General features: G+C 40.5%; 16 protein-coding genes. 2 read left to right on the top strand and 14 right to left on the bottom strand.

Going from position 1 to position 19,134, the window contains the following annotated elements:
- Positions 1-25: 25 nt before the first annotated feature.
- The 4 genes from NON16_RS07700 to NON16_RS07685 form a co-directional block, all read right to left on the bottom strand.
- Complete coding sequence (locus tag NON16_RS07700; RefSeq protein WP_257348244.1) at positions 26-1,183, bottom strand: M20 metallopeptidase family protein; 1,158 nt, start codon at positions 1,181-1,183, stop codon at positions 26-28.
- 22 nt (positions 1,184-1,205) lie between these two features.
- Positions 1,206-2,627 (bottom strand): YfcC family protein, encoded by a 1,422-nt coding sequence (locus NON16_RS07695; RefSeq protein ID WP_257348242.1) that lies wholly within the window; start codon positions 2,625-2,627, stop codon positions 1,206-1,208.
- A 173-nt stretch (positions 2,628-2,800) separates the two neighbouring features.
- The gene (locus NON16_RS07690) at positions 2,801-4,120 is read right to left on the bottom strand and encodes an aspartate aminotransferase family protein (protein WP_372508761.1); all 1,320 of its coding nucleotides are present in this window, start codon (positions 4,118-4,120) and stop codon (positions 2,801-2,803) included.
- A gap of 84 nt (positions 4,121-4,204) precedes the next feature.
- The gene (locus tag NON16_RS07685; protein ID WP_257348240.1) at positions 4,205-5,581 is read right to left on the bottom strand and encodes a sigma-54 interaction domain-containing protein; all 1,377 of its coding nucleotides are present in this window, start codon (positions 5,579-5,581) and stop codon (positions 4,205-4,207) included.
- 360 nt (positions 5,582-5,941) lie between these two features.
- Between NON16_RS07685 and NON16_RS07680 the strand changes: the two genes are divergently transcribed.
- Positions 5,942-6,148, top strand: coding sequence for a hypothetical protein (locus NON16_RS07680; RefSeq protein ID WP_257348239.1), 207 nt, complete (start codon positions 5,942-5,944; stop codon positions 6,146-6,148).
- 230 nt (positions 6,149-6,378) lie between these two features.
- Here NON16_RS07680 and NON16_RS07675 read toward each other — a convergent pair whose 3' ends face one another.
- The 6 genes from NON16_RS07675 to NON16_RS07650 all read right to left on the bottom strand — a co-directional run bounded on the left by NON16_RS07675 (position 6,379) and on the right by NON16_RS07650 (position 14,441).
- Positions 6,379-7,236: a GNAT family N-acetyltransferase gene (locus tag NON16_RS07675; protein ID WP_257348237.1), complete on the bottom strand. Its 858-nt coding sequence runs from the start codon at positions 7,234-7,236 to the stop codon at positions 6,379-6,381.
- 450 nt (positions 7,237-7,686) lie between these two features.
- Positions 7,687-9,087, bottom strand: coding sequence for a glucuronate isomerase (gene uxaC, locus NON16_RS07670; protein WP_257348235.1), 1,401 nt, complete (start codon positions 9,085-9,087; stop codon positions 7,687-7,689).
- Positions 9,088-9,116: 29 nt separating this feature from the next.
- Positions 9,117-11,525, bottom strand: coding sequence for a glycoside hydrolase family 31 protein (locus NON16_RS07665; protein ID WP_257348234.1), 2,409 nt, complete (start codon positions 11,523-11,525; stop codon positions 9,117-9,119).
- 22 nt (positions 11,526-11,547) lie between these two features.
- The gene (locus NON16_RS07660) at positions 11,548-12,843 is read right to left on the bottom strand and encodes a TRAP transporter large permease (protein ID WP_257348233.1); all 1,296 of its coding nucleotides are present in this window, start codon (positions 12,841-12,843) and stop codon (positions 11,548-11,550) included.
- 29 nt (positions 12,844-12,872) lie between these two features.
- Positions 12,873-13,376 (bottom strand): TRAP transporter small permease, encoded by a 504-nt coding sequence (locus tag NON16_RS07655; protein ID WP_257348232.1) that lies wholly within the window; start codon positions 13,374-13,376, stop codon positions 12,873-12,875.
- A gap of 54 nt (positions 13,377-13,430) precedes the next feature.
- The gene (locus NON16_RS07650) at positions 13,431-14,441 is read right to left on the bottom strand and encodes a TRAP transporter substrate-binding protein (RefSeq protein ID WP_257348231.1); all 1,011 of its coding nucleotides are present in this window, start codon (positions 14,439-14,441) and stop codon (positions 13,431-13,433) included.
- Positions 14,442-14,704: 263 nt separating this feature from the next.
- Between NON16_RS07650 and NON16_RS07645 the strand changes: the two genes are divergently transcribed.
- Positions 14,705-15,763: a LacI family DNA-binding transcriptional regulator gene (locus tag NON16_RS07645; RefSeq protein WP_257348229.1), complete on the top strand. Its 1,059-nt coding sequence runs from the start codon at positions 14,705-14,707 to the stop codon at positions 15,761-15,763.
- Between the two features lie 74 nt (positions 15,764-15,837).
- On the opposite strand, the gene NON16_RS07640 is transcribed toward NON16_RS07645, so the two are convergent.
- The 4 genes from NON16_RS07640 to NON16_RS07625 all read right to left on the bottom strand — a co-directional run bounded on the left by NON16_RS07640 (position 15,838) and on the right by NON16_RS07625 (position 18,848).
- Complete coding sequence (locus NON16_RS07640) at positions 15,838-16,032, bottom strand: alpha/beta-type small acid-soluble spore protein (RefSeq protein WP_257348227.1); 195 nt, start codon at positions 16,030-16,032, stop codon at positions 15,838-15,840.
- A gap of 234 nt (positions 16,033-16,266) precedes the next feature.
- Complete coding sequence (locus tag NON16_RS07635) at positions 16,267-17,001, bottom strand: ABC transporter ATP-binding protein (RefSeq protein ID WP_257348226.1); 735 nt, start codon at positions 16,999-17,001, stop codon at positions 16,267-16,269.
- Complete coding sequence (locus NON16_RS07630; protein ID WP_257348225.1) at positions 17,001-17,819, bottom strand: ABC transporter permease; 819 nt, start codon at positions 17,817-17,819, stop codon at positions 17,001-17,003. Before NON16_RS07630 ends, NON16_RS07635 begins: the two co-directional genes overlap by 1 nt.
- 18 nt (positions 17,820-17,837) lie before the next feature.
- Positions 17,838-18,848 (bottom strand): ABC transporter substrate-binding protein, encoded by a 1,011-nt coding sequence (locus NON16_RS07625; protein ID WP_257348224.1) that lies wholly within the window; start codon positions 18,846-18,848, stop codon positions 17,838-17,840.
- Between the last annotated feature and the right edge of the window lie 286 nt (positions 18,849-19,134).

Here is a 19,134-nt window from a genome sequence, read left to right as displayed (position 1 = left end):
TACTTTTTACTAGGAACAACATCTGCTAGAAGTTTTTTACGAGTTGGATAAAAAGCTCTATCGCGTTCGGCATTACTTCCTCGTCAATATCGAATTGGGGATGGTGGTGCGGATAGGCACTCTTTTCACCACCCATACCTACAAAAATAAATGCACCAGGCTTGTTTAATAGATAATAAGCGAAATCCTCCCCGCCCATTACCGGTTCAACTAACTCAAATATTTCATTTCCAAAGTACTTGCAAATGACCTCTTCAACAAATTGGCTCTGCTCAGTGTCGTTGACAAGAGGAGGTGTTCCGATAATATAGCCCACCTCCCCTTTCGCCCCAAAGCTGGTACAAATTCCTTCGGTCAGTTGTTTAATGTTATCGCGTAGCATTTCGACAGACTCGTATGTTAGACCTCGAACGGTTCCACTTAATTTTACAGAACTAGGAATGATGTTGTATGTCGTTCCTGCTTCAACTTTCCCGATTGAAATAACACCAGGAGTCAATGGATTCAGCTTTCGACTAATAATCGACTGCAATGCCTGTATCACATGTGTGGCAATATAGACAGGATCGACCGTTTCATGCGGCATTGAGCCGTGTCCTCCGCTCCCTTTAATCATTATTTCAACATCATCGGTCGAAGCCATCATAGGTCCATGGGACAAACCGATTTTACCTTTTGCAAGCCCTTGCCATAAATGGATCCCAAAGATTGCATCAACATTTTGTAAGACTCCTTGTTTGACTAGACTATCAGCACCACTAGGGGTAATTTCTTCTGCTGACTGGAAAATAAGCATGACATTCGGTCCAACTTCACCCCGATTTTTAGATAACCACTCCGCAACGGCCAATAAGATCGCCGTATGACCATCATGACCACATACATGCGCCACACCCGCTTTTTTTGAAATGTAGCTCTTGTTCCCTTCTTCGTTGATTGGAAGGGCATCGATATCCGCCCTTAAAGCGATCGTTCGTCCTCCCATTGTTCCTTTGATAAAACCAACTACACTTGGGGCATTATAATCCAAAATTTCAATATCTAATGATTCTAGACGAGAACGAATATAGTTACACGTCTCATATTCTACTCCCGACAATTCAGGGTTCTCGTGCAAATATCTTCTATCTTGAACGGCCTGTTCTAATAACCTTGAAGGCATAGCAGTAATCGTACTCATCATAACCCTCCTCCAAAATACTTGTTTAAAATGGTCCGTACTGGATAACTTGTGCAATAATTAACGCAACGATCGCAACCCCTATTTGGAATAAAATGAATGGAAAGACCCATTTGATCCACTTCCCCCAAGGAATTCCGGCTAATGCCAGTCCTGCCATGAAGAATCCAGATGTGGGGAAAATCATATTGGAAATTCCATCCCCCAATTGATAAGCCAAAACCGAAGTTTGTCTTGTTACACCGACGAGATCGGACAAAGGCGCCATAATCGGCATCGTTAAAGCAGCTTGTCCGCTCCCAGAGGGGACAAGAAAGTTCAGACATAACTGTAGAAAAAACATCCCGATAGCTGTTAGTGCACCCGGAACTTGGTCAATTGCGTTGGAGGCATAATAAAGAATCGTATCCATTAGACCACCCGTCGTAAAGATGACGAGAATCGCTTGAGCAACCCCGATGATCAAGGCTCCCCCTGTCATGCTTGCTGCTCCTTTTATAAAGCTATCTGCAATTGTGCTGGCTTTCAGCTTACCGACAATCCCTATCAAAATCCCAAACAACAAAAATAATCCGGCTATTTCTGTAATATACCAACCAAACTTCATAACCCCGAATATAAGTACGATAAAGTTTACTAAGAACGTGATTAAGACCCATTTATGTCTCGTTTCCATTTTCGTTTTGGAATCGAGTCTTCTATCCTTTTGTTCCGGTTTGAAATTTCCATAGAACTTTAATGAGGGATCTTTCTTAACTTTAGATGCATGGCGATATACGAAGAAAACAGCGCCTGCATAAAGAACAACAAATAAAACTAAACGAAAGGCGATCCCAGAAAATGTCGGCAGGCCCGCAATGCCTTGGGCAACTCCTACTGTAAATGGATTCATAACTGCGGAAGTGAAACCAACTGAAGCACCTAGCGAAACAATGGCAAGACCTGTAATCGCATCAAATCCGAGTGCAATAGCCAGCGGAACTAAGATCCCAATATAGACCAACGTTTCCTCTGCCATTCCCATCAAAGATCCACCAGCGGCAAAAAAGAGCATTAAAATCGGAATGATTAATTTTTCCCGATTGGCTAACTTTTTTGTCAGGGTTATGATAAATGCATCCAATGCTCCGGTAGCACTCAGTATTCCAAAAGCTCCACCGACAATGAAAACAAAGAAGATAATACTGGATCCTTCTATCATTCCAAGATGTACACTTTTGAAAATCCCTAGAAGATTGACTGGGTTTGAATCTACAAATTGAAACGAATCCGGATTAATAACTTCCCGACCATCTTGTTCAACCCTCTCATACTGTCCGGCAGGAACAAAGTACGTCATGATAGCTGCAATTACGATGACACCAAATAACAAAACAAAGGCATTGATTCCTTTTGGTTCCTTCATGTCCTTCTGTTTTTCCGCTATTGGTTCTCTTAAAGCATCCATTCCATTTCCCCTTTCAACCTTTTTTTATAAAAGATTGTTGTATCGATGTAATGTCTAGCTCCAGTGCCCAAGTGTGCAGAACGTCGCTTCGATTCTTCCACAAACACTAAAAGCGTGTTGTGTTCCAGAATCTCCAGCGCTCTTCGCACCTAAACAGGGCGCTTCCGCTTTTCTTACTGCTGGTTGACCAAAAATTCTTGTTCATATTTCGTTAACGCTTGGTCTAAGACATGAAGACTTTGATCAATTTGCTCTTGAGTTACAATCAACGGTGGAATCATCCGAATGACTTCACCGGCATTCCCGCAAAGGTAAAACAAAACACCCTCTTCAAGTGCAAAATCTAAAATTTTCAACACACCTTTTCCATCTGGCTCGTTCGTCACAGGATGTTTGATTTCAATACCGATCATTAGGCCGATTCCTCTCACATCTCCAATTATCGAATGATTCCTTTTTAAATCTTCAAGTTTACGTAATGCATACTCTCCCATGTCTCTACAGTTCTCCATGAGATTTTCCTCTTTCATGACTTCCAAGGTAGCTAAAGCTGCAGAGCAAGCAAGGGGATTTCCACCAAAGGTTGTCCCATGTGAACCGAGCGGCCATTTCTCCATTAACTCTTTTGACGCGACAGTGGCACTTAAAGGAATTCCGGATGCAATGGCCTTCGCGATCGCCATAATATCTGGTACAACACCAAAAGTCTGAGCCGCAAACCAATGACCGGTACGCCCAAAACCCGTTTGGACCTCATCAAAAATAAGCAAGAACCCATGACGGTCACATATTTCTCGTACTTTTTTCAACCATAATACCGGCGGAATAACGTACCCCCCTTCTCCTAATACCGGTTCCAAAATAACGCACGCGACTTCATCGGGATCTACCTGATGGCGAAATAGGGATTCAAAATCCTTTTCAAGTTTCTCAACACAGTAGTGTTCCGGACTTACACCCTGTGGACAATCCGTCAAATTAGCATAGGGAATTTGATACGTTAATCCTGAGGGTTGTAAGTGTTTTCGGTATTTGCTTTTGGAAGTTGAAACACTCAATGAACCAATCGACCTGCCATGAAAACAACCTGTAAAGGAGATGACATATGGTTTTTGTGTCACGTGCTTTGCCAGTTTGATCGCTCCCTCAACGGCTTCAGTACCGCTGTTTGCAAAGAAAAAGCAATCAAGGTCCCCCGGTAAAACTTCCCCCAATTCCTTGCTTAGACGTAAAATAGATTCATAGATAATAACACCTGAAGGACCGTGCATTAAATAATCCACACTATCCTTAACGGCTTTGACAACCTTAGGATGACGATGACCAACATTTTCAGTAGCTATACCGGATGTAAAATCAAGATACTTTCTTCCGTCTAATCCGTAATAATAACAGCCTTCTGCTTTTACTACTGGTAGATTGGGATGATCTTTGGCCATACTTGGTGCGAGCAGACTTGATATATCATTTGTAAGATGGCTCCAATTTGTCAATAGTGTCGTTCCCCTTTCAAAATCCATGTACATTTATGTGCTTATATTCTTTATTGGTATATATTTGCAAGTATCATGCCAATATCACTCAATTTCGTATTTTTTTAATTTTCGAACGACAGAAGGTTGACTGATTCCTAAATATTTAGCGATTTGTACCGTTGTTTTATATTGCTGTTTCGCCTTTTGAAGTACATGTTTCTCAACATGTTCGATCGTTTTAGGAAGAGATTGAGGGAACGGATCTATAAACGGATCATTTGAAACTTGACGGTAGGATTCCGGTAGATGATTCAACATAATAATAGGTGATTGTGATGTAACAATGAGTCGTTCGATCAGATTAATCAACTCTCTTACGTTCCCTCTCCATTCTTGAATTAACAATTGTTGAACAACGCCCTCATCTAAAACCCTTTGAAGATTATATTTTTTCGAAAATTCATCGACAAAGTGTTCAGTTAAGGGAATAATATCATCTTGTCTTTGTCGTAGGGATGGGATCGTAATCGGGACGACATTTAAACGGAAGTAGAGGTCCTGCCGAAACCTTCTTTCTGCGACAGCTTCCTCTAAATTTTGATTCGTCGCTGTAATGAGGCGAAAGTCCACTTTCCTCATTTTTGTGCCGCCAACGCGGTAAAACTGCTTTTCTTGAATAAATTTCAATACCTTAACTTGATTTGAAAGGGAAAGTTCACCAATTTCATCTAAAAATAATGTACCTCCATTTGCAAGTTCGGCCAATCCTGGTTTTCCGCCTCGGCTTGCTCCTGTAAACGCCCCAGCTTCATACCCAAAAATCTCCGCTTCAAAAATCGTCTCCGGAATCGCACCGCAGTTAACCTCAATAAAAGGTCCGTCATTTCGGGGACTATTTCGGTGGATTGTTTTTGCAATATGCGATTTTCCCACCCCTGTTTCGCCTTGCAAAAGGACATTCACGTCTACGGAGGCAATTTGCAGTACCATACTGATGACATTTTTCATTTCTTTACTTTTGGCAATTAATCCTTCGCTGGATACATTGCGGTTCCGGAACATTTCGAGCTCTCTTTTTACAAGTTCCATTTCATTTTCCATCTCAGCCAAGTACTTTTTCATTTCAATAAGTTCAGTGACATCATGCGAGTAGCTGACAATCCGAACAAGCTCACCATGTTTATCAAAAACGGGAATGCCTGTTACGAGTAACCTTTTTTCGTCGTTTGTTGTTTGAATGAAAGTGACTTTCTTCCTTTGTTGAATGACCTTTGGTGTTGCAAGAGGTGTAAATAAACCTTCCTTCTCGAGCTTATAAACCGATTCTCCTATTAGCTCCTCTGGATTCACCCCATATATTTCACAGGTCGCTTCACTAACTTTTACAATGATTCCTTTGACATTCGTAACTAATATGTCATCCTTTAAAGAATGGAGGATTGCTTCATATTCATCCCAATGCTTATCACGGTCTTTCATAAAAAAACGCCTCCAATCGTCAGTATTAGGTTTGTTTACTTTAGAAAACTATTCATATATAAATAGATTTGTTTTGAAAAAATGCTCTAAGAACGTGCAACACTTAAGTTTTTTAAAAATTATTTACTTTCAAATAATTAATTCGATTTTAAATAATTATAGGCTATGGGTTATATTTACACAACATTGATCATAAAAACTGGCAACAACCTCTACGGATCGTAAATTCATATGGTATTCCTACAAGATTTTACAACCGCTTTACGACATTTATCGGGCGTAAATAGACTATAGTCTGCTTACAGTTTTCGACTACTTGATTCAAAGTTATCTATCGAAACTATTACATTGGTAGACCGTATGGTAGTAACCAAGCCTTGGGAAGATATAACACTTTGGATGTGGGTGAACGTGGGATTGCTTGTGATTTGGTTCGGAGGTGTCTTTGATACAATTGATCAACAATCATCATTGGAAGAGGGTTGGGAAGAAGATACCGAACAAGTTGGGAAGATAGGAAGAAACGCCGAGGAACGCAGGAAAAAAAGCCGCTCAAAAGCAACATGAGGGACCTTTCCTTATAATTATGAAATTAGTTATATCAGCTTTTCTCCAAGCTCTCTCTTAGCTTGTAAAGGGAATCGGTAAATCCATCTGATCCCTTCTCAAAATCGATGGTTTTCTATTTTGGCTTCATTTATAATGAACGGACATTTCTTTTAGTGTTCATGATGGTTCAGCTTTGTTAAGGTTAACCAGTTGTACATGTTCAACATGACATAATAGTACCTCCCCCATTAGTGGGAGATGTTCTGAATCCGATCCTTCTCCTTTTCCTTTTCAAAGACGTAATAATTGACCGGATCTTCACTACGTACTACTCCTACAATTCGATACCCATTCGAAAAGGCGTTTTGAACAACTTTTCGAGTTTTCATTCTCCATTCGTTGACGAGGTTCAGTTTCGCCTGTTTTATTTTTTGGATTTCTCTTGGAACTGCTAGTAAATAACCTTGTTGGTTTTCTAGATCGTATTCCTTTCCTGGAACAGGGTATTCCTCTTCTATACTCCACTCAAGTAGTTGAAGGTATGATTTCCAATCGTTACGACTTTTCGGTTTCCCTCTGCTTGTGTTTTCTACCGTTGTAGAATTCAAATCCCATTCAAGTAGAAATCGATCAGATGGTATTCCCTTATTTAATTTATCTTCCATTAACCCGTAATATGAAGGAATATAAGTCCTTACATAGCCTCCTAACTTACATAAGTTAAGATAACCATTCCGTACTTCCAATGGGTCGAATGTCCAAGTGATTTTCTCGTAACCGAAGTCCATTGCCCACTGCCGTTGCTTAAACTTTAGTTTTCTGCCCAACCCTTGGTTTCTGTAATCCGGGTGGATCGCCATCATATGAGAACAAAGAAATGGTTTCCGTGAAATGTCATCTACTCCGGGAAACCCATAACAAAACCCTACGATTCTATTCGTTTCGTTCTCTCTCGCTGCGATCACAACTCCTCCGTTATGACTAGATGCAATCAGTTGGGGAATCGGGGTGACTGCTTCATCACCCCATGTCAATTTTTGCAGCGTAATTGTCTCAGATAACTCTTCTAATTTTGTTACTATCTCATACGTGAACTTTGTTTCCATAGCTATTCTCCCGTCGGATCACCTTAATTTCAGCATTTACGATAACCATTTAAATTACGAATCCCAAACTTCTTTTGTCAGATTATAGACCCCTACAAAAGACCGGTCAACATACTATTAGACTATAAATCGCATATGTTGATAAGCCGATGCGACATGTGGTTCAATGACTATAACATTTATATCTTCAGAATATGAACTAGGATGATTTAATTCTTCAACTAGAAATGAAGGATTGATTCCATGTTAGAAGGAAGCCGAAGATATGTGTGGCCCTGAAGGTTATATCATCCCTGGAACTAATCAGCATAAGTAATAATGGATTTTAAAAATTTTGTTTTTAAAATCATTAACTCAACTTTTGCAGACTGAAATAGGCAGGTATCCCTTGATGTAGTTAGGTAAACCTGCAATCCATTGTTGTACTTGATTTTTAATGAGTTTCTTCATCTATATATCGAAGTAATGATTTGCATTATTGTAAGAAATATCTTGAACTAGATTTCCTATAAAACTGTAGTCCTTTGGGGCTTCACCTTGATCGATCCAACGGCCGAATAAATCACATAGAATTCTTCTAAAATATTCATGCCTTGTATAAGATAAAAAACTTCTCGAATCCGTTAACATCCCGACAAAATTACTTATAAGACCAATATTGGCAAGGGCGGACATTTGTTTTATCATGCCGTCTTTTTGATCGTTAAACCACCAGCCTGAACCGAATTGCACTTTTCCTTTGATACCGCCTGTCTGGAAATTTCCAATCATAGAGGCAACAACATCATTGTGGACAGGGTTTAAATTATAAATGATTGTTTTCGGCAACTGGTTCTCCCGATCCAGTGAATTTAATAACTGATTCAACGGCTTAGCCAATTCAAAGTCTCTCATCGAGTCAAACCCAGAATCGCCCCCTATTAAATTGAACATTCTTGTGTTGTTATTTCGGAGTGCGCCGAGATGCAACTGCATTGCCCATCCTAAAGAGCTGTACGTTCTCCCTAAAAATAACAGGGTGAACGTTTTATACTTGTTTTCCTCGATGCAGGAAACGGCCTGTCCATCTTTTCTTTTTAAGAATATCGCTGCAGCCTCTTCGAAAGTACATTCCTCGAAAGGTAAATATTCGATGCTGTGATCCGATATACGGCACCCTACTTGATGAAAGTAATGAATCCGTTTCTCCATCAATTGTAAAAAGTATTGATAAGTGTCAATTTGACGGCCGCCGGCCTCAGATAAATCATCTATAAAACCAGTAAACGAAGGCTTATTGATTTCTAGTGCTTTGTCGGGGCGAAAAGTGGGTAAAACCTTCGCTTCAACGTTTTCATTTTGTTGAATAGCCTTATGATATTCCAGATGATCCGTTGGGTCATCGGTTGTGAATATGGCTTTGACGTTTGACTTCTTAATGATACTTTGTGCCGTCATATCACCCTGTTGAAGCTTTTCATTGCAATGCTCCCAAATGTCATCGCACGTTTCCTCATTTAATAACTTTTCAACATTGAAATACCGTTTTAACTCCAGGTGGGTCCAATGATACAGCGGATTTCCGATACAATAGGGGACGGTTTTCGCCCAGGCACGAAACTTATCTTTATCCCCAGCGTCCCCGGTAATACATTGCTCATCTATACCATGGCTTCGAAGCGCTCTCCATTTGTAGTGATCACCGTTTAACCAAATCTCTGTCATGTTTTTAAATTGTTTATTTTCCGCAATTTCTTGGGGGTTCAAGTGACAATGAAAGTCAAAAATCGGCATATCCTTCGCATAATCATAATAAAGGACTTTTGAACTTTCATTGCTTAACAAAAAATCCTCATCCATAAACTTTTTCATAACTTATTCCCTCCACTCCCGAAGATTACTTACTCTATGGTGCAAACAAATTTATGTCCCTGTTTTTTTCGTTCGGTCCCATTTACGATCAGTTTTCGTAGGTCCTCATCCGGTAAATAGAAGGATACAGCTCCATACGGTAATTCGAACGTTCCTTCTTTACGAACCGAGACGTTGATCGCGTCTTTTTCCGTTTTCATTTCTAGATGCAATTTTGCATAATGATGATCATAATGATTCGTTAACCCGTCGTCTTCAAATAAGCAGTAGTAAGACTCGCTGCCCTCATCTCGGCATGGAAACAACAAAAACCCTCTTTCATCCCGATTTTTCGTCCGGAATGTTACCTCCGCTTCGTTAATCGGGATGATTCCGCCAGCTTTAACTAATAGCGGCGTATGATCCAACGGTGCAGGGATCACGATAGCCTGTCCCCCTTGGTACCACGTTCCGGTGTGAAAATCATACCATCCTTCCTCATGCGCAGGTAAATAGACTTCGCGTTCACGTTTGCCTTTTTCTACGACGGAAGCAACTAACAAAGAGTCTCCCAGCATGAAATCATTATTTTCTTCAAATGTCTTTTCATCTCGTTCAAATTCATAAAAAGTCGGGCGAATGATCGGTTTATGGCTTTGGTGCGCCTCAAACAACGCCGTATAAAGATAAGGGATGATTTGGTTTCTGAACTTGATCAATTTTCGAATGTACCCGTTAACTTCTGGATACATCCATGGTTCGTTTACCGTCCCATCGTCGTTCCATGAATGAATCGTAAATCTCGGATGAAAAATCCCATTCTGCACCCATCTAACGAACAATTCAGATTCAGGTGCATCCCCAGCAAAGCCACCCACATCATGCCCAAAATTATAAATGCCCGACAAACTCAAACCAATGCCTGTTTTTATGTTATATTTTAACGTCTTCCAACTCGTCCGATTATCGCCGGTCCAGGTTTGGACGTAACGATGCATACCGGGGCAGCCGGATCTCGAGATGAGATACGGCCTTAATTCCGGACTGTGCTCAATTTGAGCTTCCCACGACGCTTTCATCATCAATAATGGCTGAAGCGCCCGAACAAGTTCAAAATCGATCTTCTGGCCGAATCCATGGCATGAGGCGTTTTCGCTCCAAATTTCAAACTCATTATTATCGTTCCAGGTCGAATCTATTCCGTACTGCAACAATTTTTCTTTGACCTGGCCTTTCCACCAGTCCACTGTTTCCCGATTGGTGAAATCCAGATAGGCCCCTAATTCATCCCAAAATTGTGCGATTTCCGGTTCTGTTTTCTCATTATTATTGGTGATAAACATCTTTTTTTCTTTTAATTCTTCAAAATGAGGATGGTCGTTCAACAAACACGGTTTGATATTTGCACATAAATGCAATCCCTTATCATGAAAGTGTTGTACCACTTCTTCCGGCGTCGGGAACTTTGCATCATCCCAGTTAAAAACATACCGTTTTTTCCCGATGGAGGTATAGCCCGATGATAGTTGGAAAGAATCACACAAAATATCATGTTCCTCACAAAGGCGGACAAAGTTTTTTAATTGTTCCTGGGCATCGGGAGCATCCGTATAACTCATCGTCGAACCGGAATATCCCAAACTCCATTTTGGCGGGAAAATGGTTTTGCCGGTTAACCATGAGAACCTTTCGACAACATCCTTTATTTTCGGCCCAGCCACTACATAATAGTCCAAATCACCATAATCGGATTGATAATATCGGTAAAGACCGTGATAATTATCAAGCTCTGACCCGAGATCAAAAACAGATGCCGACATATTATCGTAAAAGATCCCGTAAGAAAAGCCTGTTTTGGCATTTCGAGTGATATAAAACGGCATATGTTTGTAAAGCGGATCGGTATATTCTGCGTCATACCCCATGGCATCCATATTTAACATACGGTATCGCTTACCATGTTTATTGACAGGCCCAGTTTTTTCACCTAGTCCAAAATACTGTTCTTCTGAATGCCGCTGCAAATAATGGGAAACGCCTCTTCCCAGAAAATGTTCTAAATTATAGGCCTGAGTTTGACGGTCGTTGGCAAAGTTCAGCCACTCAGAACCGCTTCGGTAAAACCAACTGATGTGAAACCCGTTCAGCTCAATACGCAGTTTCAATTCTTTCATTTCCACTGTAAAAACGTTACCGGATTGACCATAATCAAAATCGGGTAATGTGAAAGGACTTAAATCTAAACGATCCCGCCCTTCCCAAGGAACATCTGCCTCCCCCGGGGCTACACTCCACGTATGATCGACCTTCAATAATTCCCCCTCGGTAAATAAAACACGGATAATATCATCCTCAAGAGGGAGGACTTTTACCCTTGTGTTCCCTGAGGCCGACTTGAAATGCAACACATGATTCTCTTCTTTTTGAAACATAAAGTTACTGTTCTCGTTAATGGTCACCTTTTCATTCCCCCTACACAGTTTAAAGCCCAAATAGTTTCGGTAAGATAAGACTAATTTGCGGAAAATACGTCACAAGTAACAACACGATAAGAATCGCCCCGTAGAACGGCAAAATTGGTTTCACGACCTCTTCAATATCCACTTTGGCTACACTGCACCCAACAAATAAAGCACTTCCGACAGGAGGTGTAATATTTCCTATACACAAGTTAAACACAAGCATAATGCCAAAATGAACTGGGTCCATTCCGAAATCTTGTACAATCGGCAAGAAAATCGGTGTAAAAATCAAAACGGCCGGTGTTATATCCATAAACATGCCGATAATCAACAGAATAACGTTGATTATTAACAGAATTATAATAGGGCTGTCCGTAATACTTAAAATCGTATGGCTGATGGCATCGGGGATTCCTGTGAACGCCATTACAAGTGAAAGCATGGACGATGCACCAATGAGCAACATAATAATAGCCGTGGTTTCTATCGTTTCCAACAGCATTTTTGGAATGAGTTTCAGTTTGAATGTGCCATAAATCATTGACAGAATCACCGTATAGGCTACCGCGATGGCAGCACCCTCGGTCGCTGTAAAGATGCCGGCTATAATTCCGCCGATCACGATCACAATTAACAACAGACTCGGAATAGCTTCAAAAAAAACCTTAAATCCTTGCCTGACGGACACCCTCTCGGCAATTGGATATTTCTTTCTTTTTGCAATAAAGGAAGCGACAGCCATTGTGGCCAATCCCCATAAGATTCCCGGAAGATAACCACCAATAAATAAGGCTGCGATCGAAGTCCCTCCGCTGACAAGTGAATAAACGATTAAAAGTCCGCTCGGCGGGATCAACAGACCTGTAGGAGCCGATGCGATATTTACCGCTGCCGAATAAGTGCGGTCATATCCCTCTTTCTTCTGCAGCGGCGACATCACGCCGCCTATTGCAGCAGCTGCTGCAACAGATGAACCTGAAATTGAACCAAATAACATATTCCCCACCACATTGGTGTGAGCTAATGACCCTGGCAGCCTGCCGCTGAGAAGTTTGGCAAAATTAATCAGTTTCAGTGCAATACCGCCGTTATTCATGATAATTCCGGCCAGAACAAAGAACGGTATCGCCAATAATGAAAAACTGTTAATCCCCGTAGCTAATCTTTGTGCTGCCGTAAACAACGTGACATCAAACGGAAATAGCAATAACATCGTTACAATGGATGAAATCGCTATGCATACAGCAATAGGGATACCAATGAATATTGTTATAAAGAATATCACGAGTAATAATAATCCTGCTTCTAAAGCCATCATGTACCTCCTTATAGTAAAGAGCTTCCTTAAACGACAGTTTTTACTTCTTTGCGTTCCCCTTCGGATTTATGCATTAACAAATGAGCCAATTCAATCACACTATAGCCGATAATGAATATTCCCGAAAGCGGGACGGCAAGGTAAACATAACCAACCGGAATACCCAGAGTCGGGGAGATCTCACCCAATGCAAGCTTGACGGCTGCTAACCCACCATAAATCATGACCACGGTTGCAAAAGTGATTAGGAGCAGTTCAATAAACACATTAACTGCAAGCCGCATTTTTCCCGAAAATTTTCTCTTGATAAAAACAATTGCGAGATGCTTCTTCTTCCCAAAGGCATAGGCGCCACCAAGCATGGACACCCATATTAAAGCGTATCGTAGAAATTCCGAGGTAAAGGTACTGGGTGAATTTAAAACATATCTTGAAAAAACTTGCCAGATAGCTCCAAGTACCATTACCACCAACAATGTACACGTAAAGAACTCAACTGTTCTGTCCAACAATTTTTTAAGCGTTTGCATAAACATTTCCCCACCTTGTTTTTAATAAAGGAAAAATCTTAAATGGTCGGCTGATTATTTATCTTTAGCCATACCTCGAATTCTTTTGTAATATTCCGCTGTGGATGGCTGTTTTGCGAATTTTTCGTGCAAAGGCTTGACCGCTATTTGGAATGGCTCTTTCTCCGGATAATAAAAATGTACGCCCATCTTTTTAGCTTTTTCAATCGAATGTTTAACCGCTTTTGCCCAAACTTTCTTATGATATTCTGTAGATTCTTTAGCGGCTTCAGTAACCGCTTTCTTTTGTTCGTCAGATAATTTGTCCCACTTAGATAAATTCATAATCAATGTATCGGGAACAAAAGAGTGCTCGTCAAAGGAAAAATGTTTGGCCACTTCCCCGTGTTTGCTGTTGGTCAAAGCGGTTACATTGTTTTCCGCACCGTCAATAACCCCTTGCTGAATGGCCGTGTAGACTTCACCGTACGCCATTGGAGTGGGTGCCCCGCCCATCAGTTCAACCATGCGAATGACAGTCTGGCTTGGCTGCACGCGAATTTTCAGCCCATTTAAATCTTCAGGCTTCATTATAGGTGTGTTTTTTGTGTAAAAATTCCGGGAGCCTGCGTCGTACCATGTGAGCCCGATAAAGCCGATATCTTTCGTTGATTGATAAATTTCCTTAGCGATCCCGCTGTCCATTACTTTGTAGTAGTGTTCTTTGTTATCAAATAAATAAGGCACACTGAATATCGAATAAACCTCTTCAAAACTCTCTAATGCACTTGCACTTACTTTTGCAATATCAACGGCTCCTGTTTGCGTCAATTCAATAACTTCCCGTTCAGAACCAAGTTGTCCATTTGGATAAAGTTTGATTTTTACCTGTCCGTTGGTTTTTTCTTTTACCAATTCAGAAAATTCCACTAAAGACTTGTGTACAGGGTGCTTTTCATTTTGATTATGGGCCAGTCTTAATGTGACGCCTTCATCTGTATTTTCCGCATCCATGCCGCCACTACACGCTGTTAGCATTCCTAATAACATGACCGACAGAAGTACGACGGAATAAAATTTTCTCATAACACAATCCTCCAATACGGTGCCTGTACCACCCGAATTTGTCGATTTGAAACCGGAACATTTGATACATACTGAATACGCTTACACAAAAGCAAAAAAACCCATAACAACGTTGTTATTTTTAGCCGGCCCTGTAACCATCTTAAATTTTTCAATTCATATTTTTTTCGGGCCAGTACCTGTCACCATCGAACAAATTATTATTAACAACGTTGTTATTTGACGTCAAAAAAATTATAATAGGGAATAACAACGTTGTAAAAATGTTAAATGAAAAATCAAAATATTGCAACCCTTATTTATTTCTTAACTTTGGGAGTGAACTGCAAATGGGCGTAACCATCAAGGATATTGCAAAAGAAACCGGGCTTAGTTACTCAACCGTATCAAAAGCGTTAAATAACAGCCCGCTTGTCAAAAAACCGACAAAAGAAAAAGTACTGAAAAGTGCCAAAGCACTCGGATATCAACCCAATTTTGCCGCAAGAAATCTGGTTAAGAAAAAAAGCCAAGCGATCGGTTTGGCCTGGCCGACAATTGAGCGTATTGCGCTGTCTGCCCTTGTCACAGAAATTAACAAAAAGATCGAGGAACAAGGCTATTCCATGATTTTATCGATCAATCCTATTAAATCCGCTATAGAGTTATTTAAGCGAATGCAAGTTGACGGGATTTTAGTTTTCGAAGAAAGTGAGAAAGATTTAATAGAAAGTTTTATTCCTGAAAGTATTCCTTTAGTGTCTTATGGGGTGCCTAACCAAAATTCATATCCTATTATCGATGTGAATCATAAAAAGGCAATTTTTATCGCTGTTCACTATTTATTTGAATTAGGCCACAAACATATTTCATATATCGGTGATCTGTCTCAAATTGACCTTCGCCAACAAAAAAAAGCATTGGGCTTTAGGGAGTCGATGAATCAACTCCAATTAAATATAGACCCGAACTTTGGTATGATTGACACCCGAGGTTTAGATTGGTTTGATGGCTACAAAGCAGCGAAGAGATTAATTGAATCAAATTCATTACCTACAGGCTTGATAAGCGGAAGCTATGACATTAGTCAAGGGGTTTTAAGAGCTTTGAAAGAAGCCCAACTAAAAATCCCGGAAGACATTTTACTAATCGGTTACGATAACATCCCTCAAATGAAATTACTTGAAACACCTTTAACAAGTGTCGGGGTTCCCATTGATAAATTGGCAGACAAAATGGTCACCTCCGTTATGAACTTAGTAGAAAACAAACAAACAGTTCCTCGGGTACAGTTGATTCAACCCGAATTGTCTTTGCCTGTGGTCCAATCAGGAAAAGGATAATGTTTAAAAATTTTTTCTTTTTAAAATCATTAAAAAAACCAGGGACCAATCCCCGGTTTTTTAATCCATCACTATTATTGCTGTTGTCCACCAAATTGTTGTTGAGCAGTTGCAACAAGGCGCTTCGTAATTTCTCCACCAACAGAACCGTTCGCACGAGAAGCTGTATCAGGACCAAGTTGTACCCCAAATTCGTTCGCAATTTCCTGTTTCATTTGATTAAGAGCTTGTTGAGCACCAGGAACTACAAGTTGATTGTTGTTCGGCATAATTAACACCTCCTTATACAATCATAGGTTGTATAAAAAAACATAAAAATATGTACACTTTTTTGGGTATATTTTTCTATGTTATACAAACGATAAAGAGAAATTGTAAGGGTAGCCGTTGAGCTCAAAAACTCCTTGGTATAGAGTTACTCTTGCTTTATAACTATTAAAACGAAATTAAAGCCATCCGTTGTTTTCACAATAAACGGATGGCTTTAGTTCATTTGTACTGATTCAATTGATATCTAAACTTTTCATTATCTCTTGTCGTAATTTCACAAAATCCACACTGTTGCGGTCACGGGGACGTGGAATTTCATTTTGGACCTCGGATACAACCTTCCCAGGTCGTGAGCTCATCACAAAGACCCGGTCCGCTAAATATAAGGCTTCATCAATGTCATGTGTAATCAATAACATCGTTTGGTTGGAGCCGTGCCATAATTTGATCAACTCATTCTGCATCGTCAGTCGAGTAATGGCATCTAACGCCCCGTATGGTTCATCTAATAATAAAACTTCAGGATCCATGACAAGTGCTCTGGCAATTGAAGCGCGCTGTTTCATTCCTCCTGAGAGTTGATGTGGATAATACGTTTGAAAACCATCTAATCCGACCTTTTCAAGCACTCTATTGACGCGTTCCCGTCGTTCATTTTTCGGAGAATTGGTCAATTCTAGTCCAAGCCTGACATTATCTTCAATTGTCCTCCACGGATACAGGGCGTGCTCCTGAAATATCATGACTCGATTCGAATCAGGTTCCGTAACCAATTTTCCATTCGCTAATACTTCACCTTCAGATGGAGTTTCCAAACCAGCAAACATGCGAAGGGCCGTACTTTTACCACATCCTGAAGGACCAACGATCGCCGCAAACTCTCCCTTTTTAACGTTTAAGCTGATATCCTCAAGTACTTTAAGGTTTCCAAATGTTTTATTGACGTTTTTCAACTGTAATGTTTGCATTATTTTTCATCACCGCCTGTATAGCGCCATTTCAGTAGTTTCCGTTTAATTCCGTTAAGGACAACATGATCAAGGATAATGGCTATGGTACCAATCGTTACAATACTTGCAAGTACACCTTCCATATCCGCAATCTCGCCTGCATAACTGATCGACCAACCGAGCCCTGCTGACGCTCCACCGACCATTTCAGCAGCGATCAGTGACCGCCAAGCATTACCAAACGCGACTTGTGCGCCAGTAACAAAAGCAGGCAAGGTTTCCGGTCCGTATACTTTTGTTATCAGTTGTCTGGTATTCGCTCCCATCACGCGAGCAAGTTCAAGATGTGTCCGGTTCACTCCTTCCGTTGCATTTAATACGGAAAGGGCCATCGGAAAGAAACTAGCGATTGTAATGACAAAAATAATCGGTAAATTTCCAAACCCGATCAGAACGACGAAAAAAGGAACCCAGGTGATCGGAGGAATGGATTGTAAAATGGAAACGACACTTTTCAAGTAAACAGAGAATGTCTTTGAAACTCCTCCTAATAATCCAAGTACCGCCCCTAAAAGACAGGCAATCGGGTAGCCCCATGCAAGCCTGTACAAACTGCTCTGTAAACCGTTTAGAAAATCAGGATCCGAAAAGTTATCAATGAATCTTTTTAATCCTTGGCTCACATCAGGCATTAAAAACTCAGGTAAAATCCAAGCGACAATCTGCCAGATAAATAACAGACTTCCAACAGCTGCAATATAAGGTATAGTCTTTCCAAATGGTTGAAAAGGGGCGGATAACCCCTCTTTGCTTTTTACGTTTTCATCAATTTTCACAGTGAATTCCCCTGCCTGTTACTTTTTTTCCTTTTGCCATGACAAGTCAATAATATCTTTAACGTTGAATTTACTATCGAGAATGTTTTGTTCCACCATCAGGTCTGTAACTTTCTGAATTTGATCCACGTTTTCAGGCGTGAGCTTCCAGTTAAATGTTTGTGCTTCTATCGCTTCTTGAATAACATCAACTGAAGCAACTTCCCCATCAGACGATTCGAACGTTTCCCCTTCAGCAAATCGAGGGTAGATGTATTCAGCTGCCTTACCTGGATCGTTCTCAAGCATTTCAATCGCTTCTTTCTGAGCGTCAAGCACTTTGTATATAGTGTCTTGATGATTCTTCACTTTGTCACCCGAAGTAATAACCACCATACATGGAAACGGCCACACTTCTCCAATTTCATAAATTTCATCCAAGTTGCCCTGTAACCTTGCTATTCGATCATAAGGCTCAAAAAGAAACGCGGCATCCACTTTACCCGATTGCAACGATTGAATCGCTACTGTTGGAGTAACATAATTCATGTTCACATCACTTCGCTTTAAACCTGCTTCTTTAAAGGTTACACCGTTCAAGACAATATCAGCTGTGCTCCCTTGCTTTTGTGAGGCGAAATTTTTACCTTTCAAGTCACTGACAGAATTTATTCCGCTGTCTTTACGTGCTAAGATGCTGTGATATCCCATTTGCGCTCCACCAACAATTTTAAGGTCCGCTCCCTTTGCCGCCCAGGATACAGCATTTGTGGCTCCTAAAACACCGGCGTCCAGTTCACCGTTGACAATCCCTTTAATAAGGTCCGTGCCACTTCCGAAGAGCTTCAGTTCAACATCCAATCCGTGCTTTTCATATAAACCAGCATCCTCTGCCAACATAGCAGGTGCGTCATCCATAACGTTGACGTAACCAATTGTCAATTTCCCAGACTTTCCATCACCATTGCTCTCTTCGTTCTTTCCGCATGCAGTTGCACCGAATAAAAGGACAAATAATGTTACACCCATTAATATCTTTCTTATTTTCAAATCCATCTCTCCCCTCTCAATTCCGACTAAATTGATAGGAATATTATATATTTTGGAATAGCCAAACGTCAAGAAAACTCTAAAAATAAAAAGTTTCTAATCTTTGGAACCTCATTACATTATGCAGAGTCGCTCTTCCAGAAAGGCAAGATCACTATCACCGGGATAACAGAGATAAAGAAGGGATTTTATAGTTTCTTAACCAATAAAAAAAAGAGGACAGAGCCTCAAAGGGGAAAATTAGCATTTTTTACTTTAATTTAAGACACGTAGATGATCTATTACT

Origin of the sequence: Pseudalkalibacillus decolorationis (assembly GCF_024609785.1) — a bacterium.
GTDB classification, from domain to species: Bacteria; Bacillota; Bacilli; order Bacillales; family Fictibacillaceae; genus Pseudalkalibacillus; species Pseudalkalibacillus decolorationis.
The sequence above is the reverse complement of the archived record's forward strand: the minus strand, read 5'-3'. Positions and strand labels throughout refer to the sequence as shown.